Origin of the sequence: Streptomyces sp. NBC_00045 (assembly GCF_045041095.1) — a bacterium.
Classification (GTDB): Bacteria; Actinomycetota; Actinomycetes; order Streptomycetales; family Streptomycetaceae; genus Streptomyces.
The window spans coordinates 1,668,130-1,692,114 of the sequence record NZ_CP108271.1; the positions used below are offsets into that span (position 1 = coordinate 1,668,130).

The window sequence follows — 23,985 nt, forward strand, 5'->3', positions numbered from 1 at the left end:
CCAATGTGACAGCGTATGCGGCTTTCGCGGGAGAGACGATCGTCACGCGTGGCACGCATCACGCCCCGGCACGCCCGCCCCGGCGTGCCACCGGGCCCCGGCCGGTATGCGGTCGGGGCCCGGCACGCGAGGGATCAGGCCGTGCGGTTGCGGCCCGCCATGCCCGCCATGGAGAGGGCGAGCAGCAGGGCGACACCGCCGGCGATGACGTTGCTGACCACACTGCGGGTGGTGCTGACGTCCCCGGCGATGACCCATGGAGCCACGATCGTCCAGGCTCCGATGGCGACCGCCGTCCAGGCCATCGCGTGGGTGCGCTCATAAGCGGAGCCGAGTCCGCTCATGCAGAGGCAGTACGCCAGGCCGGCGATCAGGTTGTTGACCGCCAGCGGGCCGAGCCCGCTGAACCCGGCGATCCACGGCGAGGCCGCCAGGTACAGGCCCGTGATGAGGGCCAGCGCCTCCACGGCTTGGGCGGCGGGGGTGCTGGTGACCCGCTCGAACCGGGAGCGCATCTCGGCGAGGTCGGGGTGGTGTTCGATGCTGTGGGTGGTCATGGCGGGCCGCCTCCTGTAGAAGCCTTTATGTGCCCTTTATGACCTTATATTCCGCTTATCTTCGCCCGGGGTCAACGGGAACTTCCGGAAGTTCGGAAAGTTTCGGAGCCGCCGCCCTCACAGCACTCCCACCGCCCGCAGGGCTTGGATCTGGGCGGGCGTCGGGCGGGCCGGCGCGTACAGGTAGCAGATGCCCCCCGACCCGCTGGCGACCTTGCCCGCAGCGTTGTGGCGCTTGGTGCGCAGCCACACGTTCTCCCACTCGCGCCGCTCGTAGACGCGGCGGACCGCCGGATTGTCGGGCGAGTTCGGGTCGTTGGCGACCACGTCCCCGGCGGCGGTGAAGCCGATGACGGTCATCAGGTGGCCCGCGGTGCCGTAGCCCGCACCGGTGAGCTCCTCGGTGCGGAAGGACTGCGAGGTGATCGCGGGGATGCCCGAGCGGACCAGGGTCTCCAGGTCGGCGAGGGAGCGGAGCCGGGTGACGACCCCGGCGAGATCGCCGTAGGTGGCGGCGTACGCGGCATTGAAGGGCCAGTTGCCGCAGCCCTTGTAGGCGCTGTCGTAGGTGAACCTGGCCGCGTGGCAGACCTGCGGGTCGGCGTAGCGGGAATCGACCCAGGCCAGGTCCGTGGGGGCGGGCTTGTGACCCCAGTACTCGATGATCATCTGGGAGGAGGTGGGGCTGCACCAGGCCTCGCCGCCGTTGTCGTACTGGGGGTACTGGCCCTTGTGGACCTCCTGCGAGTAGCGGGGGACCTTCAGCTCGTGGGCTTCGCCCGAGGGCGCGGAGGCTGCGACGGTGAACCGGTCCGGGACGTCGGAGACCATGGCTCCGGCCAGCCACACCGTCGGCCCCCCGGTGGCCCCGGGCTTGCGGTACAGCGTCAGGCGCAGCTGCCAGTCCGCGATCCGTACGCCGTCCGCCCGTGCGGGGGCGTCGACGGCCAGGGTGTCGGTCCACACGGTGGAGGTGCCGTCGGTCTGGCCGTCCACGGAGGTGCGGCGGATGTCGCCGTCGCCGGAGGCCCAGCGCCCCATGACGTACCAGGGGGTGGCGGCGCGGGTTCCGTAGGTGGCCCGCAGTTCGACCTGGATCCAGGTGCCGGCCGGGGTGTGGGCGTTCCAGGAAGGGATCGCCTCGGTTCCGGGCACGCGGGAGCGGTGCACGGGAGAGGTCCAGGAGGCGTGTTCCCAGGTGCCCTTCTTCCCGGTGTGCGGGTCGGTGTACTCGGTGCGGCCGGCCGGGGAACCGATCACCAGCCCGGGGCGGGCGCCGGAGCGCGCGGCGGTCCCCTGGTGGGTGCCGGCCCGCCAGTGGGCGTAGGAGTACCAGAACCGGTTGTCGACCGTCTGGTGGGCGGCGGCTCCGGCCGACGCACCCGCGGCGGCTTCCGCTTCGGCGGGTGCCCCGGCGGCGGCTTCCGGTCCGGCCTGCGGGCCGCCTTCCGTACGGTCCCCGGCCGCCGAGGCCCGGCCGCCGGGGACGGTGACCGCGGTGGCCGCGGCTAGGGCGAGGGCCAGCAAGGCCCTGCGCGGTGTGGGTGCGGTCATCGGCGTGGCCCCCAAGGGTCGGTGCGGCGGATCGGCTTCCCCACCCTTCCAGTTCCCGCCCGCCGGGCACCGAAGCCACGGCGCAGTGTCGGGGGTGACGCCGGGCGCCGTGCGGCGGGCCGCGCGCCGGACCCGTGCGCCCTGCGCCGCCCCGAGGGGCCATACGCTGGCCGGGTGGAGCCTCAGCAGTCACTTCAATCGCTCGCACGCGAGCTCGCCGCCCTGCCGCCGTCCCTCGGCCCGGTGCGGCTGATCGGCATCGACGGGCACGCGGGGTCCGGGAAGAGCACCTTCGCCGGGCGGCTGTCCGAGGCGCTGGGCGGGGCGCCGGTGCTGCACCTGGACGACGTGGCCACCCACGAGGAGCTGTTCTGCTGGCCGGAGCGGCTGCGCGCGCAGGTGCTGGAGCCGCTCGCCGCCGGGCGGCCGGCCCACTGGGCCCCGTACGACTGGGTGGAGCGCCGCTTCGGCCCGGAGCGGGTGCTGGAGCCGGTGCCGGTGCTGCTGATCGAAGGGGTCGGGGCGGGCCGGCGGGCGCTGCGCCCGCATCTGGCGCGGCTGCTGTGGATGGAGACACCGCGCGCACAGTCCTGGGGACGCGGGCGAAATCGGGACGGGCGTGAACTTTCCGACTTCTGGGACGGATGGGAGCGCGCGGAGCTCGCGCACTTCTCCGATGATCCTTCGCGCCCCTTCGCCGGCACTTTGGTACGCCAGAGCGGTACGGGATACGAGTGGACTTCCGGGACGGATGCGACCGCCGGAAGGGCCTCTTCCGTCACCGAAGGTGACGGACTCCCCCGGGCCTGAGCCGCTCAAGAAGAGCACTTGAGCGGGCCTGTACCGACGTGCTTGACCTGGGCCCCGCACCGGCCTTACGTTCTGAATGTGCGGTCTTTCCAGGCCGCAGCAGACGCGAAGCCCCCGATCGTTCCCCCGTGATCGGGGGCTTCGTTCTGCCCCGGAGGGCTTCCGCACCCGCTCCGCGCGGGCCCGACCCCACCGGATCCTTCACCCTGAGTCACCTCGCGCGCCCCTGGTGCGCCACTGACCGGTGCCCACCGCACCCTACGTATGGTGCGTAGCCGCAGGTACGATGCACCCCTGATTTCATCGGCGCAGTGGACAACTCGCGGGCGCGACGCGGGGGTTGCTGTGCACCACGGGGGCAGGCTTGTGGGGGAAGTGATGGATTTCGGCACGCCGGGCACGCACGCCCCGGCCGAACTCGCTTGGCTGCGCGGGGTGGACGCCTGCACCATGGGCGCCTATCCGCAGGCCGAGGAGGAGTTCCGGACGGCCGTACGACTGGATCCCTCGATGGCCGATGCATGGCTGGGCCTGCACGCGCTCCGGGTGGACACCACGAACGCCTTATTGCGCATGTACGCCCACCGCGACCGCTTCGGCGAGCAGCGGGCCCGCCACCGGCGGACGCTGAACTCCTGGTACTGGCTGGGCTGGTGGGTGCAGCCCGTCCTGGAGAGCCGGCGGGACCTCCTGCTGGCCCACGCCTCGCACTGGCTGGACGGCCGGCACGTCCCCGAACTGGACCAGGCACTGGCAGCGCTGCCGCCGGTGGACACCGACGCGCAGGTCCGGTTCCTGCACGCCTGCCGGGCCTACCTGGTCAAGGACTGGGAGCAGCTGGTGCGGCACACCGAGCCGCTGGTGGACGATCCGCTGCTCGGCATCGAGGCGGGCCTGTTCGGCGGGATGGCCCGGGTCCGGCTGGAGATGTACGGGCAGGCCGAGCCGATGCTCTCGGCGGCGTTGATGCGCTGCCGCAGCGAGCAGCCGCAGCGCAAGGAGCTGCGGTACTGGCTGGCGCGGGCGCACGAGGGGACGGGGCGCAGCGCGGCGGCGCTGCCGCTGTACCGGGCGGTGCACCGGGTGGACCCGGCGTTCATGGACACGGCGGCCCGGCTGACGGCGATCGAGGACAGCGACTACGTGGACGGGGCCGACGGGTACGCCGGGTACGCCGCGGCCGGTTACGAGGGGTACTCCGGACACGATCTCTCCCCGGTCGGCGGGGACTTCGCGGCGGTGGCCCTCGGCGGCGGCCCCGTCCAGGACATCGCGGCGGACGGGCAGGTGGAGCCGGACCCGCTGATGGCTCCGGAGCCGGATCCGCGGTTCGGGGCTCCTGGTACGGGCCGGGTGGAAGGCGCGCGCCGCAAGGTGGCGGTCCCGCCGCAGACCGCGCCCGGAGGGCTACCGGCCGGGCCGGCCGATCCGGCGCTGCTGGCCGAGGCGCTCGCGGAGCTGGAGCGGATGGTGGGCCTGGAGCCGGTGAAGCGGCAGGTGAAGGCCCTCTCGGCGCAGCTGCACATGGCGCGGCTGCGGGCCGGGCAGGGGTTGCCGGTGCAGCCTCCCAAGCGGCACTTCGTGTTCTCCGGGCCGTCGGGCACGGGTAAGACGACGGTGGCGCGGATCCTGGGCCGGGTGTTCTACGCGCTGGGGCTGCTGGGCGGGGATCATCTGGTGGAGGCCCAACGGGCGGACCTGGTGGGTGAGTTCCTCGGGCAGACCGCCGTCAAGGCGAACGAGCTGATCGATTCGGCGATCGGCGGGGTGCTGTTCGTGGACGAGGCGTACAGCCTGTCCAACACCGGGTACAGCAAGGGCGACGCGTACGGGGACGAGGCGCTCCAGGTGCTGCTGAAGCGGGCGGAGGACAACCGGGACCACCTGGTGGTGATCCTCGCCGGGTATCCGGCCGGGATGGACCGGCTGTTGGCCGCCAACCCCGGGCTGTCCTCGCGGTTCACGAGCCGGGTGGACTTCCCCAGCTACCGGCCGCTGGAGCTGACGGCGATCGGCGGGGTGCTGGCCGACGCGAACGGGGACTGCTGGGACGAGGAGGCCCTGGACGAGCTGCGCAGCATCAGCGGGCACGTGGTGGAGCAGGGCTGGATCGACGAGCTGGGCAACGGCCGGTTCCTGCGCACCCTGTACGAGAAGAGCTGCGCGTACCGGGACCTGCGGCTGGCGGGCTTCCCCGGTGAGCCCTCCCGGGAGGACCTGGCGACGCTGCGGCTGCCCGACCTGATGCAGGCGTACGGGGAGGTCCTGTCGGGCCGCGGCCCGCAGGACCGCGACCGCCCGGAGCCGCCGCCGCTGTGACCGCCGCCCGGCGGGGGGAGCCCCCTGCCGGGCAGCGGTGGCGGATCGGCCGTCAGCCGATCAGGGCGCCCTCGGCACGCGGCCCGGTCCGGCGGGCCGGGACGCGGTGCGCGGGGTCGCGGACCTCGCCGACCAACATCTCCAGGACGTCCTCCAGGGCGACCAGGCCCAGTACCCGGCCGGCCGGGTCGGCGACCTGGGCCAGATGGGTGGCGTCCCGGCGCATGACGCTGAGCGCGTCGTCCAGCGGGAGCGTGGCGGACAGGGTGGGCATCCGGCGCCAGATCCGCTGGGGCACGGCCCGCTCCCGCTCCTCCATGTCCAGTACGTCCTTGACGTGCACGTAGCCCATGAAGGCGCCGTTCTCGGAGCGGACGGGGAAGCGGGAGTAGCCGGTGCGGACCGTCAGCTGCTCGATCTGCCGCGGGGTCGCCGAGGGGCCGACCGTGACGAGCCGCTCCGGCGCGAGCAGGACGTCGGTGACCGGGCGGCTGCCCAGTTCCAGGGCGTCCTCCAGCCGCTCCTGCTCGCCCGGCTCCAGGAGCCCGGCCTGCCGGGAGTCCTCGACGAGCCGGCCGAGCTGGGCGCTGGTGTAGACGGCCTCGACCTCGTCCTTGGGCTCCACCTTGAACAGGCGGAGCACCAGGTGCGCGCAGGAGCCCAGCGCGGTGGTGACGGGGCCGCACAGCCGTGCGAAGGCGACCAGGCCGGGGCTGAACCAGAGCGCGGTCTTCTCGGGGGCGGCCATGGCGAGGTTCTTGGGCACCATTTCGCCGATGACCAGGTGCAGGAAGACGACGGCGGCGAGGGCCACCGCGTAGCCCAGCGGGTGGATCATGCCCTGCGGGACGTGCGCCGCGTGGAACAGCGGCTCCAGCAGACGGGCCATCGTCGGTTCGGCGACTGCGCCGAGGGTCAGGGAGCAGACGGTGATCCCGAACTGGGCCGCCGCCATCATCCGCGGCAGGTTCTCCAGGCCGTACAGCACCTGGCGGGCCGGCTTGGACTCGGCGGCCAGCGGCTCGATCTGGCTGCGCCGGACGGAGACGAGGGCGAACTCCGCGCCCACGAAGAACCCGTTGGCGAGGACCAGGAGCAGTGCGAAGAGCAGTTGCAGTGCGTTCATCGGACCGCTGCCTCCCTGTCGGCCGGGTGTCCGGCGGCGGGGCCGGGCTCGGGGGACGCCGGCCGCCGTGCGGCCGGAGCCGCGTCCGGGCGTGCGGCCGGGGCGGGGTGGGGAGCCGGGTGGGGGGCGGGGAGCAACCTCACCAGCCGGACCCGTTCGGCCCGGTAACGGCCGACCTGGCGGACGGACAGCTTCCAGCCGGGCAGTTCGGCGCGGTCCCCGGGGGCCGGGATCCGGCCGAGCAGGTCGGCGACGAGGCCGGCGACGGTCTCGTACGGGCCCTCGGGCACCTCCAGGCCTATCCGGCGCAGGGTCTGCACCCGGCAGCTGCCGTCGGCCTCCCAGGACGGGCGGCCGTCCTCGGCGGGTACCGCGGCGAGCTCGGGACCGGCGTCCTCGGCGAGGTCGTGCTCGTCGCGGACCTCGCCGACGAGCTCCTCCACGATGTCCTCCAGGGTGACCACCCCGGCAGTGCCGCCGTACTCGTCGACGACCACGGCCATGGGTTGCTCGCTGCGCAGCCGCTCCAGCAGGGGCTGTACCGGCAGGGAGCCGGGCACCAGCAGCGGGGCGACGCAGATCCGGCTGACGGTGGTGCGGGCGCGCTCGGACTCGGGCACGGCGAGGGCGTCCTTGAGGTGGACGACGCCGGTGACCTCGTCGATGCGCTCCCGGTAGACCGGGAACCGGGACAGTCCGGTGGCGCGGGTCAGGTTGAGCACGTCGGCCGCGGTGGCCGTGTGCTGGAGGGCACTGACCTTCACGCGGGGGGTCATGACGTGCTGGGCCGTGAGCTCGCCCAGCGACAGGGTCCGTACGAAGAGGTCGGCGGTGTCCTGTTCGAGGGCGCCGGCCTGGGCCGAATGGCGGACCAGGGAGACCAGTTCGCCGGGGGTGCGGGCGGAGGCCATCTCATCGGCCGGCTCGACGCCGAGCGCCCGTACGAGACGGTTGGCCACGGCGTTGAGGGCGGCGATGACCGGCCGGAAGGCGCGGGAGAAGACCTGCTGCGGGCCGGCCACGAACCGGGCCACCTGCAACGGCCGGGAGACCGCCCAGTTCTTCGGGACGAGCTCGCCGACGACCATCTGGACGGCGGAGGCGAGCAGCATGCCGATGAAGACGGCGATGCCGGAGACGGCTCCCGCGGGCAGGCCGGTCGCCGCGAGCGGCCCGACCAGCAGTCCGGCGAGGGCCGGTTCGGCGAGCATGCCGACCACGAGGGAGGTGATGGTGATGCCGAGCTGGGTGCCGGAGAGCTGGAAGGACAGCTCCCGCAGGGCTTCGACCACCGTGCGGGCACGGCGGTCGCCGTCAGCTGCGGCGCGCTCGGCCTCGGGACGTTCGACGGTGACGAGGCCGAATTCGGCCGCCACGAAGAAGCCGTTGGCGAGGATCAGGGCGAATGCCGCCACGAGCAGAAGTAGCGGGATGGTCATGCCGCCGCCTCCGTGGGGAGGGCGGCGCGGGTACTACCGGACGATCCGTCCATTGCTGGAGGGAGTCACTCCTCAAGTCGCAGGTGCCACGGGCCTCGGGGCCCGGGGCCGGTGGGAGGGCGCACGGGTGCGCCCCGCCACCAGGGTAGTCACTGAGATCGCCGCCGCAATGGGACGCAGCGGTCGGCTGCGGCTCCGGTGCTTCGTCCGAGAGCCGCTCCAGGGCCGTTCGAGGCCCGTTCACCGGGCGTTCGACGACCGTTCGAGGTCGGCGCGGCGGCCGGCTCAGTGGTGGTGCGGCCCGGTTCCCCGGGCTTCGGCGAGCGCGCGCAGGGCGCGGGCGTCGCCGATGGCCTGCTGCCGGGCCACGCCGGGCTGGATGCCGAGGGCGGGCAGGCTCGTTCCGTCGCTGAGGTCGAGGAACACCCACGGGTCGCCCGGGCGGAGGTTGACGCGCAGGATCTGCGCCCACTCCAGGCGGCGGGTGCTGGTCAGGTTCACGACGGTGACGCCCGCCTCGTCCGCGACCACCTTGGGGCGGCTGAGCAGGACGAGTACGGAGGTCAGCAGGACGGCGGTGAAGACGAAGCTGATCCGCTCCCCCGGGCCGAGGTTCTCCAGCAGGAGGGCGATCGCCGTGATGGTGGCGAACATGGCGAGCCCGACGCCCAACAGGACGACCCGGGTCCGGGTCGGCCGGAAGGTGACCGGCAGGTCGGGCAGTACGGGCTGGGCGGCGGACTCGGCCATGATGCTGGTGATGCCTTCTGCGGGGGGACGTACGGATCGGGAGAACGTACGGGTCAGAGACGGCAGGCGTGGATCGAGGTGGTGAGGATCGCGCGCGCACCGAGCTCGTACAGGTCGTCCATGATCCGCTGCGCCTCCTTGGCCGGGACCATCGCGCGGACGGCGACCCAGCCCTCGTTGTGCAGCGGGGAGACGGTCGGCGACTCCAGGCCCGGGGTGAGGGCGACGGCCCGCTCCAGGTGCTCGGCGCGGCAGTCGTAGTCCATCATCACGTAGCTGCGGGCCACCAGGACGCCCTGGAGGCGGCGCAGGAACTGCTGGGCCTGCGGGTTGTCGGCGGAGGTGCCGTTGCCCCGGATGACCACGGCCTCGGAGGTGAGGATCGGCTCGCCGATGACCTCCAGGCCCGCGTTGCGCAGGCTGGTGCCGGTCTCGACGACGTCCGCGATGACCTGGGCGACGCCGAGCTGGATGGCGGTCTCCACCGCGCCGTCCAGGTGGACGACGGAGGCGTCGATGCCCTGCTCCGCGAGGTGCTTGGCGACGATTCCCTCGTACGAGGTCGCGATCGTCATCCCGTGGAAGTCCTCGGGGCCCTTCGCCGTGCCGGGCTTGGTGGCGTAGCGGAACGTGGAGCGGCCGAAGTTCAGCGGGAGGATCTCCTCGGCGCTGGCGCCGGAGTCGAGCAGCAGGTCACGACCGGTGATGCCGATGTCGAGCTTGCCCGAGGAAACGTAGATCGCGATGTCCTTGGGGCGGAGGTAGAAGAACTCCACCTCGTTCTCGGGGTCGACGACCACGAGCTCCTTGGACTCCTTGCGCTGGCGGTAGCCGGCCTCATGGAGCATCGCCGACGCCGGTCCGGAGAGTGAACCCTTGTTGGGGACGGCGATACGCAGCATGGGGCTTCCTTCAGTGCGTGGTTGCGATGGGTGTGGGTGGTGTGGGGGGGACCTGCGGGGACCCGCCTGCGGCTGCGGCCTAGAGGTGCGCGTAGACGTCGTCGAGGGAGATCCCGCGCGCGACCATCATCACCTGGACGTGGTACAGCAGCTGGGAGATCTCCTCGGCGGCGGCTTCCTTGCCCTCGTACTCGGCGGCCATCCAGACCTCGGCGGCCTCCTCGACGACCTTCTTGCCGATGGCATGGACGCCCTTGCCTACGAGCTCGGCGGTACGGGAGGAGCTGGGGTCGCCGTTGGCGGCCTTGAGCTGGAGCTCGGTGAAGAGCTCTTCGAAGCTCTTGGAGGGTTTCTTCGCCATGATGGTCCTCAGAATACGGGGTCCCCCGCCGCCACTCAGCGCCAGGGTTCGCTGACGGACCGCAGGGTCGCAGCGGTGGAGACGGCGGCGATGACCGCTTCGTGCCCCTTGTCCTCGTTCGACCCCTCAAGCCCGGCACGGTCCAGCGCCTGCTCGTCGTTGTCGCACGTCAGGACGCCGAAGCCGATGGGGACTCCGGTGTCGATCGACACCTGTACCAGGCCTTGGGTGACGCCCTGGCAGACGTAGTCGAAGTGTGGGGTGCCGCCGCGGATGACGACTCCGAGGGCGACGATGGCATCGTAACCGCGACCGGCGAGTACCTTCGCCACGACCGGGAGCTCGAAGCTGCCGGGGACGCGCAGCACGGTGGGCTCGTCGATGCCCAGCTCGTGCAGGGCCCGCAGGGCGCCGTCGACGAGCCCGTCCATGACCTTTTCGTGCCACTGGGCCGCGACGACGGCGACCCGGAGGTCTCCGCAGTTCCTGACACTCAGTTCGGGTGCGCCCTTGCCGCTCACAGCTGTGCTCCTCGTTCTTGGTGGTTCGTCGTTCGTGTGTGTGGTGGGTGGTGCGTGGTGGGTGTCGGTACGTGGTTACTGGTTGCCGCAGGTGCTCGCGGTCTGGTCCAGCCAGGGCAGGTCGTGGCCCATCCGGTCCCGCTTCGTGCGCAGGTACCGCAGATTGTGCTCGCCCGCCTCCGTGGGCATCGCCACCCGGTCGTTGACCGTGATGCCGTGCCGTACGAGCGCGGCGGACTTGTCGGGGTTGTTGGTCAGCAGCCGGACGCTCTTGACGCCGAGGTCGGCGAGGATCTGCGCGCCGGCGGCGTAGTCGCGGGCGTCGGCCGGCAGGCCGAGCTCCAGGTTGGCGTCCAGGGTGTCGCGGCCGCGCTCCTGGAGCTCGTACGCGCGCAGCTTGGACACCAGTCCGATGCCGCGGCCCTCGTGGCCGCGCAGGTAGACGACGACGCCGCGGCCCTCGGCCTTGACGCGGGCCATGGAGGCGTGCAGCTGGGGGCCGCAGTCGCAGCGCAGGGAGTGGAAGATGTCGCCGGTCAGGCACTCGGAGTGGACCCGGACCACGATGTCCGTGCCGTCGCCGATCTCGCCGTGGACGAGGGCGACGTGCTCGACGCCGTCGACGGTGGAGCGGAAGCCGTACGCGGTGAAGTCGCCGTGCGCGGTCGGCAGGGTGACCTGGGCCTCGCGGCGCACGGTCGGCTCCTCTGAGCGGCGGTAGGCGATCAGGTCCTCGATGGAGATGATCGTCAGGCCGTGCTTGCGGGCGAACGGGATCAGCTCGGGCAGGCGCAGCATGACGCCGTCCTCGCCGGCGATCTCCACGATCGCGCCGACGGGGCGCAGGCCCGCGAGGCGGGCGAGGTCGACGGCGGCCTCGGTGTGGCCGTTGCGGACCAGGACGCCGCCGGGCTTGGCGCGCAACGGGAAGATGTGGCCGGGGCGCACGAAGTCGGCGGGTTCGCAGACGCCGTCGGCGAGCATCCGCAGGGTGGTGGAGCGGTCGGCGGCCGAGATGCCGGTGGTGACGCCGTGGGCGGCACTGGCGTCGACGGAGACGGTGAAGGCCGTCTTCATCGACTCGGTGTTGTTCTGGACCATCTGGGGCAGTTCGAGCCGCTCCAGCTCGGAGCCCTCCATGGGGGCGCAGATCAGGCCGCGGCACTCGCTCATCATGAACGCGACGATCTCCGGGGTGGCCTTCTCGGCGGCGATGACGAGGTCGCCCTCGTTCTCGCGGTCCTCGTCGTCGACGACGACGACCGGCCGGCCGGCCGCGATGTCGCGGATGGCCTGCTCGACGGGGTCGAGCCGGAAGGCGGCTTCGAGGACGGCGTCGATGTCGGGCACGGGCTTGAGGGTGGTCATGCCGTTGCTCCTTCCAGGGCCGGGGCGGGGGTGGTGCGCGAACGCTGGTACCAGTCGTGGGCGCCCCACAGGACGAGCGCGAAGTAGACGACGTAGACGAGGCCGGAGAAGGCCAGGCCGTTGGTGAAGGCGAGGGGGACGCCGACCAGGTCGACGAGGAGCCAGGCGAACCAGAACTCGACGAGGCCGCGGGCCTGGGCGACCATCGCGACGATCGTGCCGACGAAGATGTAGGCGTCGGCCCACGGGCTCCACGACAGGTTCGGGAAGAGCGTGAACAGGCCGCCGACGGCGAGGGTGCCGAGGGCCGCTCCCGCGAGGAGCAGTCCGCGCTCGGTCCAGGTCGCGGTGCGCACGGCGAGGGTGCCGTCCTGGGCCCGCTGCCGGCCGAGCTGCCAGGCGCGCCAGCCCCATGCGGCCACGCCGATGACGAGGAACTGCTTCCCGACGCCGCCGGCGAGGTGGGCGGAGGCATAGGCGGCTATGAGGATCAGGCCGGACAGGAGCTGTGCGGGCCAGGTCCAGATGGAGCGGCGCCAGCCGAGGGCGAGGGCCGCCAGGCCCATCAGGTTGCCGATCATGTCGGACCAGATGACCTTCTGGCCGAAGACCGTGAAGGCTTCGGCGTTGAGCCAGGTCAGGGCGCTCACCGGTCGGTCTCCTCGGCATCGGCGGGGGTGGCGGTCAGGGGGTTCACGCCGGCGGCCAGCAGGCGCTCGACATACTTCGCGAGGACGTCCACCTCAAGGTTGACCGGGTCGCCGGGCTTCTTGATGCCGAGCGTGGTCAGCGCGAGGGTGGTGGGGATGAGGCTGATGCTGAAGTGGTCGGCGGCTGCCTCGACGACCGTGAGGCTGACGCCGTCGACGGTGATCGAGCCCTTCTCCACCACGTAGCGCGCGAGGCTCGCCGGGAGGGAGACCTTGACGATCTCCCAGTGCTCGGAGGGCGTCCGGGAGAGGATCTCGCCGGTGCCGTCCACGTGCCCCTGGACCAGGTGTCCGCCGAGCCGTCCACCGAGGGCCATCGGGCGTTCCAGGTTGACCCGGGAGCCGGCCCGGAGGGCGCCGAGGCTGGAGCGGTTGAGGGTCTCCTGCATGACGTCGGCGGTGAACTCGCCGTCCGCGGTCTCCACCACGGTGAGGCAGACGCCGTTGACGGCGATGGAGTCGCCGTGCTTGGCGCCGTCGGTGACGACGGGGCCGCGCAGGCGGAAGCGGGAGGCCTCCGAGAGCTGCTCGACGGCGGTGACCTCGCCCAGTTCTTCGACGATTCCGGTGAACACTCAGTGCTCCTTGGGGGCGGTGGGGGTGGGGACGGCTTCGGGTACGGCGGTGATGCGCAGATCGGTGCCGACGCGGACGGCCTCGGTGATGTGGAGGCGTACCGCGTGGGCGATGTTCGTGATGCCGGCGTCGGCGAGGGCTGCGGGGCCGGAGCCGAGGAGCGCCGGGGCGAGGTAGCCGACGACGCGGTCGACGGCCGCGGCTTCGAGGAAGGCGCCCGCCAGGGTGGGGCCGCCTTCGAGGAAGACGGAGCGCACGCCGCGGGCGTACAGCTCGCCTAGCAGGTCGTGGACGGCGATGCGGCCGTCGTGCAGGGGCAGCCGGAGCAGTTCGACGCCCGGCAGGTGCCGGGTGTCGGCGTCCTCGCCGACGACGAGCAGCGTGGGCGCGGCGTCGTCGAGGACGCGGGCGGTGGGCGGGAGGCCGGCGCGGGTGTCGACGGCGACGCGCAGCGGCTGGGTGGCGCCGTCGATGCCCCGTACCGCGAGGTGCGGGTCGTCGGCGCGCAGGGTGCCGCCGCCCACGAGGACGGCGTCGGCCTCGGCGCGCAGCCGGTGGACGTCGGCGCGGGACTCCGGGCCGGTGATCCAGCGGCTGCTGCCGTCGGCGGCGGCGCTGCGGCCGTCGAGGGTGGCCGCGTACTTCCAGGTCACGTGCGGGCGGCCCAGGCGTACGGAGGCGAGCCAGGCGGCGTTGCCGGCCGAGGCCTCGGCTTCCAGGAAGCCGCCCTCGGTCTTGGTCCCTGCGTCGCGCAGGGTGGCGGCGCCGCCGCTGGCCTGCGGGTTCGGGTCCGGGACTGCGTAGACCACGCGGGTGATGCCGGCCTCGATCAACGCCTGGGCACAGGGCCCCGTACGGCCGGTGTGGTTGCAGGGCTCCAGGGTGACGTAGGCGGTACCGCCGCGGGCCGCTCCGCCTGCCGCGCGCAGGGCGTGGACCTCGGCGTGCGGGCCGCCGGCCCGCTGGTGCCAGCCCTCGCCGACGACGGTGCCCGCGGCGTCGGTGATGACGCAGCCGACGATCGGGTTGGGGCTGGTGGAGCCGAGGCCGCGGGCGGCGAGCTCGATGGCGCGGCGCATGGCCCGCGCGTCGGCATCGGCGTCGTGCGGTGCGGGTGCGGCATGGTTCGCCACCGGGTCCTCCTGCCTCGATCGGGCACGGACTCCGGGGCCTGTCGGGATACGACAGATGAAGCGGTACAGCACACGCGGGGACGCCGAGGCCGAAAAAACGGTCCGCCCGGCCGCATCCGCAGGGATGCGCCGATGAACCGCCGACGGCGGCGTACCGGTGACTGGCCCGCCGCGCACTGCCTCCCATCCGGACTTTCACCGTCGGTCCAGGAATTTCACCTGATCAACCGGCCGCTGGCTGCGGACGGGTCGCGGACTATACCGCCGGTTCGGAATTACACCGACCCCGGAGTGCGCTGCTTACTGGTACTGCTGCCAGTTTGCCACGGGTGATCCGAGGCCATGCGAGTGAGGGGCTGTGGCCTGGGTCACAAGGGGCGGTTCGCGCGGGAGTCCGTCAAGTGGGCCCACGATTGGTCCAGACCTATTGACGAGGTGGTCTAGTCCTCTTAACGTTCCCTTCACCCTCTCCGGGAGACAGCCCGTCAGATGTGCGCACGTCACGGGCCAACACGCACCACTTTCATGCCTGTTGTGTCCCACGCGTCCCGCCATCCCTCCCCTCCCCAGGAGGCACCATGCCGTCCCCCACACGTACGAGAGCGACGCTCCTGGCATCCGGCGCCGCCATCGCCGGGCTGCTGATGGGCGGGCTCTCCACCGGCGTCTCGCATGCAGCCGACAACGAGAGCTGTCGCCCGGACGGGCTCTACAAGACGGCCGGGGTCGACGTCCCGTACTGCTCGGTCTACGACTCCGACGGCCGCGAGAAGATGGGCGCCGACCACCAGCGCCGCGTCATCGGATATTTCACCGGCTGGCGGACCGGCAAGGACGGCACCCCCGCCTACCTCGCCAACAACGTCCCGTGGTCCAAGGTCACCCACCTGAACTACGCCTTCGCCCACGTGGGCGCCGATAACAAGATCTCGGTCGGCGCGGACAACGCGAACAACGCCGCCACCGGGATGACCTGGCCGGGCGTGGCGGGCGCCGAGATGGACCCGGCCCTTCCGTACAAGGGCCACTTCAACCTGCTGAACAAATTCAAGAAGCAGTACCCGAACGTCAAGACGCTGATCTCCGTCGGCGGCTGGGCCGAGACGGGCGGCTACTTCGGGGACGACGGCAACCGCGTCGCCTCCGGCGGCTTCTACTCGATGGCCACCAACGCCGACGGCTCCGTCAACCAGGCCGGCATCGACACCTTCGCCGACTCCTCGGTCGCGTTCATCCGCACGTACGGGTTCAACGGCGTCGACATCGACTACGAGTACCCGACCACCATGAAGGACGCCGGCAACCCGCTGGACTGGCAGCTCTCCAACGCCCGGCGGGGCGGCCTCGTCCAGGGCTACGCCGCCCTGATGAAGTCGCTGCGCGAGAAGCTCGACCGCGCGGGCGCCGCCGACGGCAAGCACTACCTGCTCTCCGTCGCCGCCCCCTCCTCCGGCTACCTGCTGCGGGGCATGGAGACGTTCCAGATGCAGAAGTACCTGGACTACGTCAACATCATGTCCTACGACCTGCACGGCGCCTGGAACGAGTACGTCGGCCCGAACGCCTCGCTCTTCGACGACGGCAAGGACGGCGAACTGGCCGCAGCCGGCGTCTACTCCACCTCCCAGTACGGCGGCATCGGCTACCTGAACTCCGACTGGGCTTACCACTACTTCCGCGGCTCGATGCCGGCGGGCCGCATCAACATGGGCCTGCCGTACTACACCCGCGGCTTCAAGAACGTGCAGGGCGGCACGGACGGCCTGTGGGGCAAGGCCCCCGCGACCACCTGCCCGGCCGGCGCGGGTCTGACCAAGTGCGGTGACGGCGCGGTCGGCATCGACAACCTGTGGCACGACCTGGACACCAACGCGGTCGAGTCCCCCGCGGGCTCCAACCCGATGTGGCACGCCAAGAACCTGGAGAAGGGCGTCGTCGGCGACTACGTCACGAAGTACGGCTTCCCCGCGAACACCACGCTGACCGGCACCTACGTCCGCAAGTACGACTCCACGCTGGTCGCACCGTGGCTGTGGAACGACCAGAAGAAGGTCTTCCTGTCGACGGAGGACGAGCAGTCCGTCGCTGCGAAGGCCGCCTACGTGGTCGACAAGGGCATCGGCGGCACGATGGTCTGGGAGCTGGCGGGCGACTACGCGTACAACGCCGCCAAGGGGCAGTACGAGATGGGCGACACGCTCACCTCCCTGATGTACGACAAGTTCAAGGCGGCCGCGCCGTACGGCGCGAAGACGGCGGGCAGCACGCTCCCGACGCAGGCCGTGGACATCAAGACGGAGTTCACCGAGTTCAAGCTGGGCGACTCCAACTACCCCATCACCCCGAAGCTCAAGATCACCAACAACACGAAGAGCACGCTGCCCGGCGGCACGGAGTTCCAGTTCGACTACGGGACCTCCGCCCCGGCCAACGCCTCGGACCAGTCCGGGTTCGGCACGAAGGTGATCTCCACCGGTCACAGCGGCAACAACGTCGGCGGGCTGAAGGGCGACTTCCAGCGGGTCTCGCTGAAGCTCCCGGCGTGGCAGACGCTGGCTCCCGGCGCCTCGGTGGACCTGGCGTTCAACTACTACCTGCCGGTGTCCACGCCCTCCAACTGGACGGTGAACGTCTCCGGCACCACGTACGCCCTCGCCGGCGACCTGGCACGCGGCACGACGGTGGTGGAGCCGGGCGCCACCCAGCCCCCGACCACCCCGCCCACCACTCCCCCCACGACCCCGCCGACCACTCCCCCGACGACTCCGCCGACCACTCCGCCCGGTGGGACCTGCACGAACCCGGCGTACGTCGCGGGCAGCGTCTACACGGCCGGCCAGCTCGTCTCGCACAAGGGCCACCACTGGAAGGCCCAGTGGTGGACGCAGAACGAGGAGCCCGGGACCACCGGCGACTGGGGCGTCTGGAAGGACCAGGGCGCCTGCTGAGCCCCGCACCCACCCCCGGGTGAACCAAGGCGGACGAACGTGAGGACCCGGTGGCCCGGCGGCCACCGGGTCCTCGCACGTCCCGCCCGCGGACTCCTCGTAGGCTGCTGCGGTGATCACACAGGACGCCACGGCCGTCGCGGACTTCGAGCAGCACCGGCCCCGGATGTTCGGCATCGCCTACCGCATGCTCGGCTCCGCCGCCGAGGCCGAGGACACCGTCCAGGACGCCTGGCTGCGGTGGAGCTCCGCCGACCGCGGCGACATCGAGCACATCGGGGCCTGGCTCGCCAAGGTGGTGACCCACCTGTGCCTGAACCGGATCGGCTCGGCGCGCGTCCGGCGCGAGGAGTACGTCGGCCCCTGGCTGCCGGAACCCGTCCTCACCGGGGACGGGGCGCTCGGCCCGATGGAGTCGGCGGAGGAGCGGGACAGCGTCTCCATGGCCCTGCTGGTGCTGCTGGAGCAGCTGACTCCGGTGGAGCGGGCGGTGTACGTGCTGCGCGAGGCGTTCGCGTACGGCCATCGGGAGATCGCCGGGCTGCTCGACCTGACCGAGGCCAACTGCCGGCAGCTCTACCGGCGGGCCGCCGCCCGGGTGGCCGCGGGCCGGGCCGCCGCGCCGCGCCCCCGGTTCGAGCCCGATCCGGGGCGGCTGCAGACCTTGGTGGAGACCTTCCTGACGGCGGCGCGCGACGGCGACCTGGCCCGGCTGGAGGGCATGCTGACCGCCGACGTGCGGTACGTGGCCGACGGCGGCGGGGTCGTGAACGCGGCCCGGCGGCCGATCCTGGGCCGGGACACGGTGGCGCGGTTCCTGGTGGGCGCGCTGCGCAAGTACGTGGCGGGCATGCCGGTCTCCTTCGCGGAGGTCAACGGCGAACCCGCGCTGCTCGTCGGCGGGGCGGCGGTCATGCAGGTGGAGATCGAGGACGGGCTGATCAGCGGGATGCGGACGGTGGTCAACCCGGAGAAGCTGGAATTCCTCCGGCGGCAACTGTCACATTCTTGAGGGCTGTCCGGTCCCAGCTGGTGAACGCACCCCTCCAGGGCTGCAGGAAGGAACGGACACCATGAGCACGATCCTCGTCATCGGAGGCACCGGAAACCTCGGCGCGCTTGTCGTCACCCGGCTGCGGGCGGCGGGCCACGACGTACGCGTCCTGAGCCGGCACGCGAAGGACCATCCGGTCGACCTGCGCGACGGCAGCGGGCTGGACGCGGCGATGGCCGGCGCGGAGGTGGTCGTGCACTGCGCGAGCACCCCGCGCGGCGGCGACGACGTGGCCGCCGGGCACCTGATCGAGGCGGCCCGGCGGGCCGGGACGGTCACGAACATCGTCTACATCTCGATCGTCGGCGTGGACGTGGTCCCGTTCGGCTACTACACGACGAAGTACAAGGTCGAGCGGATGCTGGAGGACTCCGGGCTGGGCGTGACGATCCTGCGGACGACGCAGTTCCACGACCTGGTGGCGATGGCGGTGGACGCGCTGGCGAAGGTGCCGGTGGTGCCGCTGCCGCTACCGAAAGGGGTCCGGGTGCAGCCGATCGCCGTGGAGGAGGTCGCCGACCGGATGGCGGAACTCTCGGTCCCGGCCCCGGCGGGCCGGGTCACGGACATGGGCGGCCCGGAGATCCGCACGCTGGTGGAGCTGGGCCGCGCCCACCTGGCGGCGACGGGGCGCCGGCGCAGGGTGTTCGCGCTGCCGCTGGCGGGGAAGGCGTACGCGGCCTTCCGCCGCGGCGGCAACCTGACCCCGTCCCACGCGGTCGGCAAGACCACCTTCGCCGAGTTCCTGACGGCCCGGGCCGCGAAGGCCGCGTAGGCCGGGGGCTGAGGCCGCCAGATGGAGTCTTCCCTGCGCCCACCCGGACCCAGAAAGGGACAATATGCAAGATAACGACATAAACGACCCACGGCATGATCCACGGTGAGGGGCGATGATCGTTTCGGTGGTGTCCATGCCGGAGGGCATCGCCCGGCGCACCCCGGTGTCCGAGGCCCGTGAGCGCCTCGCGGCATCCCGTTTCCTGCTCGTGGACGCCGAGCTGCCCGAGGAGGCCCCGCCCGGTGAACAGCCGGTCGCCGACCTGCTCGGTCTGGAGGTCGACGACCTGCCGTGGCTCGGCCGGGAGTGGGAGACCGCCCGCGCCGAGTTCCTCGGCGACGCCGCCGCGTTCGTCGTCCCGGCGATCGAGGCGGGCCGGGTCATCCACCTCCACGTCGTGGCCACCGACCGGTACCTGGTGACGGTGCACCGCGGACCGACCGGGCTGGTGGAGGGCCTGGTCGCCCGCCTCCCGCGCGAAAGGCCCCCCGACTCCGTGGCCACGATGTTCCTGCTGCTGGGCGAGGCCCTGGAGACCTACCGGCGCTCCGCCGTCCAGGCCCTCCTGGAGGTGGAGGACCTGGAGGACGAGATGTTCCGGCAGCGGGAGCCCGAGCAGCTCTACCGCCTGGCGCGGCTGCGCCGGACCGCGGCGCTGCTGCACCACTCGCTCCTCCCCTACCACCAGGCGGCGGAGGAGGTCATCACGCGCCGGGTGCTGAACCGGAACTTCCCGGAGGAGCGCGAGCGGATCGCCCGTGAGTACCAGCGCACGTCACGGCTGGTGCTCACGGAGATCGAGGCACTCCAGGAGGCCGCCCGGCGGGGCTTCGGCACCTACTCCTCACTGGTGTCGGGCGAGCAGAACGGCGTGATCAACCGGCTGGCGATCGTTTCGACGATCTTTCTGCCGCTGACCTTCGTGACCGGGTTCTTCGGCATGAACTTCGCGTACCTGTCGGACGAGCTGGAGAGCAGGGCCATCTTCTGGGTGCTCGCCGTGGGTCTCCAGGTGGTCTTCCTGGCGGGCGCGCTCTACGTACTGCACCGCACCCGCATCTGGCGCAGGCTCCGCGACGACGAAAGCATCGATGACGACGACGATTAGGCCGTCCCGCCCGGTGCGGCCCACGGCTTCAGGGCCGCGGATTCAGGGCGCGAAGAGGTCCGCCTGGGCGGCTTCGCGGGCGGCCAGGCGGGCGCCCGTGAGGACCGCCTGGTCCCCGAGTGCGGTGGCGCGGACCTCCATCGGCACGGGGGTGAGCCGGGCCAGCTGGCGGGCGACCGCGGCAGCCAGCCCGGCGCCGCCCGCGTGGCCGAGCCCGCCCGCCAGGACCAGGCATCCCGGGTCCAGGACGGCCGCGACGGCCGCCGCGCCCAGGGCGAGCCGTTGGGCCAGCGCCTCCAGGAAGCCCTCGCCCGCGGCGCCCGCCACGGCCTCCTCGACCGGTCCGGCGTAGCCGTGCTCCGCCGCGAGCGCGGCCACCGCGTCCCGGCCGACCAGCGCGTGGAAGCCGCCTCCGCAGTCCGTGGCGGAGGGCAGCCGGCCCGTGCCCGGTACCGGGAGGAAGCCGATCTCGCCCGCGCCGCCGGATGCTCCGCGGCGCAGCCGCCCGTCCAGGACGACCGCCGCGCCGACGCCCCCGCCGAGCCACAGCAGGACGAAGGAGTCCAGGTCCTGCGCGGCGCCGACGCGCTGTTCGGCGAGGGCCGCGAGGTTGGTCTCGTTCTCCACGACCACCGCGGCCGGCAGCCGCCGCTGGAGGGCCTCCACCAGGTCCCGGTGCCAGGCCGGCAGTCCGACGGTGCTGCGCAGTTCGCCGCCGGACGGGGTGACCAGGCCCGGGGCCCCGACCACCACCGTGTGCAGCCGGTCCGCGCCGGCCTCCCGGGCGAGGGCCTCCAGTCGGGACACGGCCTCGTCGACGGCGTCCACCGGGAGCGCGGCCCGGGCCAGCGGGCGGCCCAGCAGGTCCGCGACGACCGCGGTCGCGCTGTCCGTCCGTACGTCCAGGGCGGCCAGGTACGCGCGGCCGGCGACGATCCCGTACAACCGCGCGTTGGGGCCGCGGCGCTGTTCGCCCGACTCCCCCACGACCTCGATCAGCCCGGCCTCGGTCAGCCGCTCGACGAGATCGGCGACCGAGGGGCGGGACAGGCCGGTCATCGCCTTGAGCTGAGTGGCGGTCAGCGGCCCTTCCTCCTGTAGGAGTCGCAGGGCTAGCCGGTCGTTGATGGCCCGGGCCGTGCTCGGCGACGCGGGCGACGGAGCGGCGGGGGTCAGCACCTTGGCGTGAGTCACGGCGCCCATCTTAGGTACCTCGTCGATGCTAACTATCAGGCAGGGTCCCTGATAGTTTAATCCCATGACCGGGGAAACAGACCTCAGCCCGGCGCGCCTGCGCCATGCCCGCTTCGCCATCGCCGCCGTCTTCTGCACCCACGGGGCCGTCACCGGCTCCTTCGCCACCCGCATCCCCTGGATCCAGGAGCACGCCCAGCTCAGCGCGGGCACCCTGGGCCTGGCGCTGGCCTTCCCCGCACTGGGCGCGGCGCTCGCGATGCCGCTGGCCGGCCGGATCAACCACCGTTTCGGGGCGCGCACCGCGCTACGCGGGCTGCTGACGCTGTGGACCCTGTCCCTGATCCTGCCGAGCCTCGCCCCGAACCTGGCCACCCTCTGCTTCGCCCTCTTCGTCTACGGAGCGACCGCCGGGATGTCGGACGTGGCGATGAACGCGCTCGGCGTGGAGACCGAGAACCGGCTCGGCCGCTCGATCATGTCCTCGCTGCACGGCATGTGGAGCGTGGGTGCGCTGCTCGGCTCGGCGGCGGGCACGATCGCCGCCCACGCCGGGGCCGACGCGCGGCTGCACCACCTGGTCGCCGCGCTGGCCCTGACCGCGGCCGGACTGGTCGCCGCACGGGGAGTACTGGACCTGCGCAGCGCCGCGGAGGCCGAGGCGCCGCCGCACTTCACGCTGCCCCCGAAGTCCGCGCTGCTGATCGGCGCCATCGGGTTCTGCGCGGTCTTCGCGGAGGGTGCGAGCCTGGACTGGTCCGCGGTGTACCTGCGGGACGTGCTGGACACGGACGCCGGTCTCGCGGCCGCCTCCACCACCGCGTTCGCGCTCACCATGGCCGTCGCCCGGCTCGCCGGGGACCGGGTGGTGGACCGCTTCGGGTCCGTGCGCACGGTCCGGGCGGGCGGAGTGCTGGCCACCGCGGGCGGCCTGATCGTGGTGACGGTCCGCCACCCGGCCGCGGCGATGGCGGGCTTCGGCCTGATCGGACTCGGCATCGCCGTGGTGGTCCCGCTCGCCTTCGCGGCCGCCGCGCGCAGCGGGCCGGCCCCGGCGCAGGCCATAGCGGGCGTCGCGACGATCACGTACACGTCGGGGCTGATCGCGCCGTCGGCGATCGGTGCGGTGGCGGACGCGACCTCGCTCGTGGTGTCCTTCGCGCTGGTCACCCTGCTGGCGTTCGCGCTGGTCGCGGGGGCAGCGGTACTGCGGCAGAAGCCGGTGACGGCGGGCCCCGCACCCGCCGACCGGGACGAGCCGGCAGGTGTCCGGCCGTAAAATGGCGTCGGCCGCGCCGCGGCCCGGATGCTTGATCAATCGGTTGTACGGAAGTGGTGGAACATGGGCCTCGGCGTGGGCTGGACCCTGCACGGAGACGGGCGGACCCCCGCCCCCGGCGCGGTGGTGCGGCCGGACGAGCGGCTGTCGTGGCCGCGCACCGCCGGGCTGGGCGCCCAGCACGTCGTGGCGATGTTCGGGGCGAGTTTCGTCGCGCCGGTCCTGATGGGCCTGGACCCGAACCTGGCCATCATGATGTCGGGCGTCGCGACGGCGATCTTCCTGCTGGCAACGCGCGGGCGGGTCCCCTCGTACCTGGGCTGCTCCCTGTCCTTCGTGGGCGTCGCGGCCGCGATCCGGGCGAGCGGCGGGGACAGTGCGGTCGTCACGGGCGCGGTGTTCGTGGTCGGCGCGGCGCTCTTCCTGGCGGGGCTCGCCGTACGGCGCTTCGGGGCGCGGGTCATCCACGCGGCGATGCCGCCGGTGGTGACGGGCGCGGTGGTGATGCTGATCGGCTTCAACCTGGCGCCGGTGACGGCGTCGACGTACTGGCCGCAGGACCAGTGGACGGCACTCCTGACCATGCTGTTCACCGGGTTTGCCGTGGTTTGCCTGCGCGGCTTCTGGTCCCGGATCGCGATCTTCCTCGGTCTGCTCTTCGGGTACGGCATCTCCTGGGTCTTCGACCTGCTCTTCGGCAAGATCCACTCGACGGTGGGCGGGGCGGAGGCCGTCGACCACTGGCGGCTCGACCTCTCGGGCGTGGGCAAGGCGGACTGGATCGGGCTGCCGTCGTTCCACGCCCCGCAGTTCGAGTGGTCGGCGACCCTCATCGCGCTCCCGGTGGTGATCGCCCTGATCGCCGAGAACGCCGGGCACATCAAGGCCGTCGGCGAGATGACCGGCGACCCGCTCGACGACGAACTCGGCACGGCGATCGCCGCCGACGGCGCCGCGTCGATGCTGTCCACGGCGGTGGGCGGCCCGCCCAACACCACGTACTCCGAGAACATCGGCGTGATGGCGGCCACCCGCGTCTACTCGACGGCGGCCTACTGGGCGGCCGCGGGCTTCGCGCTGCTCTTCGGCCTGTGCCCGAAGTTCGGCGCGGTCGTCGCCGCGATCCCCGGCGGGGTGCTCGGCGGGATCACGGTGATCCTGTACGGGATGATCGGCCTGCTCGGCGCCCAGATCTGGATCAACGGCGGGGTGGACCTGCGCAATCCGCTGAACCTGGTGCCGGCCGCGGCGGGCATCATCATCGGCATCGGCGGCGTCAAGCTGGAGCTGACGGACAGCTTCGAGCTGGGCGGCATCGCGCTCGGCACGATCGTGGTGATCACGGGCTACCACGCGCTGCGGTACCTCGCGCCCGCGCACTTGAAGGAGCAGGAACCGCTGCTCGACTCGGGCACCTCGGCGTACGACGCGGGTGACGCGGACGGGAACCGGGCCGCGCGGGACACCCGTTCCTGAGCCGGGTTCGCCCGAACCGGCG

Annotated in this window: 21 protein-coding genes and 1 riboswitch; of the genes, 8 read left to right on the plus strand and 13 right to left on the minus strand. The window is 72.2% G+C overall.

The genetic code is table 11. The features are described from left to right. Positions 1-134: 134 nt before the first annotated feature. Entirely contained in the window at positions 135-557 is a 423-nt protein-coding gene (locus OHA65_RS07910) for an SPW repeat protein (protein WP_327282416.1), read from the minus strand. 117 nt (positions 558-674) lie between these two features. Continuing rightward, positions 675-2,111 (minus strand): peptidase C39 family protein, encoded by a 1,437-nt coding sequence (locus tag OHA65_RS07915; RefSeq protein WP_405761640.1) that lies wholly within the window; start codon positions 2,109-2,111, stop codon positions 675-677. A gap of 174 nt (positions 2,112-2,285) precedes the next feature. Between OHA65_RS07915 and OHA65_RS07920 the strand changes: the two genes are divergently transcribed. Further along, positions 2,286-2,921, plus strand: coding sequence for a uridine kinase (locus OHA65_RS07920; RefSeq protein WP_371646276.1), 636 nt, complete (start codon positions 2,286-2,288; stop codon positions 2,919-2,921). 378 nt (positions 2,922-3,299) lie between these two features. Next, on the plus strand, positions 3,300-5,240 hold the full coding sequence (locus tag OHA65_RS07925; RefSeq protein ID WP_327282419.1) for an AAA family ATPase: 1,941 nt from the start codon (positions 3,300-3,302) through the stop codon (positions 5,238-5,240). A gap of 52 nt (positions 5,241-5,292) precedes the next feature. On the opposite strand, the gene OHA65_RS07930 is transcribed toward OHA65_RS07925, so the two are convergent. The 10 genes from OHA65_RS07930 to ribD all read right to left on the minus strand — a co-directional run bounded on the left by OHA65_RS07930 (position 5,293) and on the right by ribD (position 14,072). Further along, on the minus strand, positions 5,293-6,366 hold the full coding sequence (locus OHA65_RS07930; RefSeq protein WP_327282420.1) for a hemolysin family protein: 1,074 nt from the start codon (positions 6,364-6,366) through the stop codon (positions 5,293-5,295). Next, positions 6,363-7,805 carry a hemolysin family protein gene (locus tag OHA65_RS07935; RefSeq protein ID WP_327282421.1) on the minus strand — a complete coding sequence of 481 codons (1,443 nt, stop codon included), beginning with the start codon at positions 7,803-7,805 and terminating at the stop codon, positions 6,363-6,365. The genes OHA65_RS07930 and OHA65_RS07935 overlap by 4 nt, the downstream gene beginning before the upstream one ends. A gap of 285 nt (positions 7,806-8,090) precedes the next feature. Then, entirely contained in the window at positions 8,091-8,555 is a 465-nt protein-coding gene (locus OHA65_RS07940) for a PH domain-containing protein (RefSeq protein WP_327282422.1), read from the minus strand. A gap of 53 nt (positions 8,556-8,608) precedes the next feature. Next, a complete protein-coding gene (hisG, locus tag OHA65_RS07945; protein ID WP_327282423.1) occupies positions 8,609-9,457 on the minus strand; it encodes an ATP phosphoribosyltransferase in 849 nt (282 codons plus the stop codon). Positions 9,458-9,536: 79 nt separating this feature from the next. After that, a complete protein-coding gene (locus OHA65_RS07950; protein ID WP_327282424.1) occupies positions 9,537-9,818 on the minus strand; it encodes a phosphoribosyl-ATP diphosphatase in 282 nt (93 codons plus the stop codon). Between the two features lie 35 nt (positions 9,819-9,853). Beyond that, positions 9,854-10,339 (minus strand): 6,7-dimethyl-8-ribityllumazine synthase, encoded by a 486-nt coding sequence (gene ribH / locus OHA65_RS07955; protein ID WP_266631219.1) that lies wholly within the window; start codon positions 10,337-10,339, stop codon positions 9,854-9,856. 75 nt (positions 10,340-10,414) lie between these two features. Next, a complete protein-coding gene (locus tag OHA65_RS07960) occupies positions 10,415-11,707 on the minus strand; it encodes a bifunctional 3,4-dihydroxy-2-butanone-4-phosphate synthase/GTP cyclohydrolase II (protein ID WP_327282425.1) in 1,293 nt (430 codons plus the stop codon). Further along, positions 11,704-12,357 carry a nicotinamide mononucleotide transporter family protein gene (locus OHA65_RS07965; protein WP_328762123.1) on the minus strand — a complete coding sequence of 218 codons (654 nt, stop codon included), beginning with the start codon at positions 12,355-12,357 and terminating at the stop codon, positions 11,704-11,706. Before OHA65_RS07965 ends, OHA65_RS07960 begins: the two co-directional genes overlap by 4 nt. Then, a complete protein-coding gene (locus OHA65_RS07970; protein WP_327282427.1) occupies positions 12,354-12,992 on the minus strand; it encodes a riboflavin synthase in 639 nt (212 codons plus the stop codon). The genes OHA65_RS07965 and OHA65_RS07970 overlap by 4 nt, the downstream gene beginning before the upstream one ends. Next, the gene (gene ribD / locus OHA65_RS07975) at positions 12,993-14,072 is read right to left on the minus strand and encodes a bifunctional diaminohydroxyphosphoribosylaminopyrimidine deaminase/5-amino-6-(5-phosphoribosylamino)uracil reductase RibD (RefSeq protein WP_328765153.1); all 1,080 of its coding nucleotides are present in this window, start codon (positions 14,070-14,072) and stop codon (positions 12,993-12,995) included. 223 nt (positions 14,073-14,295) lie between these two features. Next, a riboswitch (FMN riboswitch) is annotated at positions 14,296-14,425 on the minus strand. A gap of 279 nt (positions 14,426-14,704) precedes the next feature. Here ribD and OHA65_RS07980 point away from each other — a divergent pair. The 4 genes from OHA65_RS07980 to OHA65_RS07995 all read left to right on the plus strand — a co-directional run bounded on the left by OHA65_RS07980 (position 14,705) and on the right by OHA65_RS07995 (position 20,014). Then, a complete protein-coding gene (locus OHA65_RS07980; RefSeq protein ID WP_405761645.1) occupies positions 14,705-17,074 on the plus strand; it encodes a chitinase C-terminal domain-containing protein in 2,370 nt (789 codons plus the stop codon). A 112-nt stretch (positions 17,075-17,186) separates the two neighbouring features. Continuing rightward, on the plus strand, positions 17,187-18,086 hold the full coding sequence (locus tag OHA65_RS07985) for an RNA polymerase sigma-70 factor (RefSeq protein ID WP_405761647.1): 900 nt from the start codon (positions 17,187-17,189) through the stop codon (positions 18,084-18,086). Positions 18,087-18,147: 61 nt separating this feature from the next. Further along, positions 18,148-18,903 carry an SDR family oxidoreductase gene (locus OHA65_RS07990; protein WP_405761650.1) on the plus strand — a complete coding sequence of 252 codons (756 nt, stop codon included), beginning with the start codon at positions 18,148-18,150 and terminating at the stop codon, positions 18,901-18,903. Positions 18,904-19,018: 115 nt separating this feature from the next. Next, a complete protein-coding gene (locus OHA65_RS07995; RefSeq protein ID WP_405761653.1) occupies positions 19,019-20,014 on the plus strand; it encodes a CorA family divalent cation transporter in 996 nt (331 codons plus the stop codon). A gap of 42 nt (positions 20,015-20,056) precedes the next feature. Here the strand turns inward: OHA65_RS07995 and OHA65_RS08000 are convergent, their stop codons facing one another. Beyond that, a complete protein-coding gene (locus OHA65_RS08000; RefSeq protein WP_405761656.1) occupies positions 20,057-21,217 on the minus strand; it encodes an ROK family protein in 1,161 nt (386 codons plus the stop codon). A 55-nt stretch (positions 21,218-21,272) separates the two neighbouring features. On the opposite strand from OHA65_RS08000, the gene OHA65_RS08005 reads away from it, so the two are divergent. Then, positions 21,273-22,487, plus strand: a complete 1,215-nt coding sequence (locus tag OHA65_RS08005; protein WP_328762129.1) for an MFS transporter — start codon at positions 21,273-21,275, stop codon at positions 22,485-22,487. Positions 22,488-22,550: 63 nt separating this feature from the next. Further along, positions 22,551-23,963, plus strand: a complete 1,413-nt coding sequence (locus OHA65_RS08010) for a uracil-xanthine permease family protein (RefSeq protein WP_405761659.1) — start codon at positions 22,551-22,553, stop codon at positions 23,961-23,963. Positions 23,964-23,985 lie beyond the last annotated feature (22 nt).

What these genes read in the sequence shown, in the direction of transcription:
- OHA65_RS07910 (WP_327282416.1), bottom strand. Translation starts at nt 557, where the DNA reads ATGACCACCCACAGCATCGAACACCACCCCGACCTCGCCGAGATGCGC.
- OHA65_RS07915 (WP_405761640.1), bottom strand. Translation starts at nt 2,111, where the DNA reads ATGACCGCACCCACACCGCGCAGGGCCTTGCTGGCCCTCGCCCTAGCC.
- OHA65_RS07925 (WP_327282419.1), top strand. Translation starts at nt 3,300, where the DNA reads ATGGATTTCGGCACGCCGGGCACGCACGCCCCGGCCGAACTCGCTTGG.
- OHA65_RS07930 (WP_327282420.1), bottom strand. Translation starts at nt 6,366, where the DNA reads ATGAACGCACTGCAACTGCTCTTCGCACTGCTCCTGGTCCTCGCCAAC.
- OHA65_RS07935 (WP_327282421.1), bottom strand. Translation starts at nt 7,805, where the DNA reads ATGACCATCCCGCTACTTCTGCTCGTGGCGGCATTCGCCCTGATCCTC.
- OHA65_RS07940 (WP_327282422.1), bottom strand. Translation starts at nt 8,555, where the DNA reads ATGGCCGAGTCCGCCGCCCAGCCCGTACTGCCCGACCTGCCGGTCACC.
- hisG (WP_327282423.1), bottom strand. Translation starts at nt 9,457, where the DNA reads ATGCTGCGTATCGCCGTCCCCAACAAGGGTTCACTCTCCGGACCGGCG.
- OHA65_RS07950 (WP_327282424.1), bottom strand. Translation starts at nt 9,818, where the DNA reads ATGGCGAAGAAACCCTCCAAGAGCTTCGAAGAGCTCTTCACCGAGCTC.
- OHA65_RS07960 (WP_327282425.1), bottom strand. Translation starts at nt 11,707, where the DNA reads ATGACCACCCTCAAGCCCGTGCCCGACATCGACGCCGTCCTCGAAGCC.
- ribD (WP_328765153.1), bottom strand. Translation starts at nt 14,072, where the DNA reads ATGCGCCGCGCCATCGAGCTCGCCGCCCGCGGCCTCGGCTCCACCAGC.
- OHA65_RS07980 (WP_405761645.1), top strand. Translation starts at nt 14,705, where the DNA reads ATGCCGTCCCCCACACGTACGAGAGCGACGCTCCTGGCATCCGGCGCC.
- OHA65_RS07990 (WP_405761650.1), top strand. Translation starts at nt 18,148, where the DNA reads ATGAGCACGATCCTCGTCATCGGAGGCACCGGAAACCTCGGCGCGCTT.
- OHA65_RS07995 (WP_405761653.1), top strand. Translation starts at nt 19,019, where the DNA reads ATGATCGTTTCGGTGGTGTCCATGCCGGAGGGCATCGCCCGGCGCACC.
- OHA65_RS08000 (WP_405761656.1), bottom strand. Translation starts at nt 21,217, where the DNA reads ATGGGCGCCGTGACTCACGCCAAGGTGCTGACCCCCGCCGCTCCGTCG.
- OHA65_RS08005 (WP_328762129.1), top strand. Translation starts at nt 21,273, where the DNA reads ATGACCGGGGAAACAGACCTCAGCCCGGCGCGCCTGCGCCATGCCCGC.
- OHA65_RS08010 (WP_405761659.1), top strand. Translation starts at nt 22,551, where the DNA reads ATGGGCCTCGGCGTGGGCTGGACCCTGCACGGAGACGGGCGGACCCCC.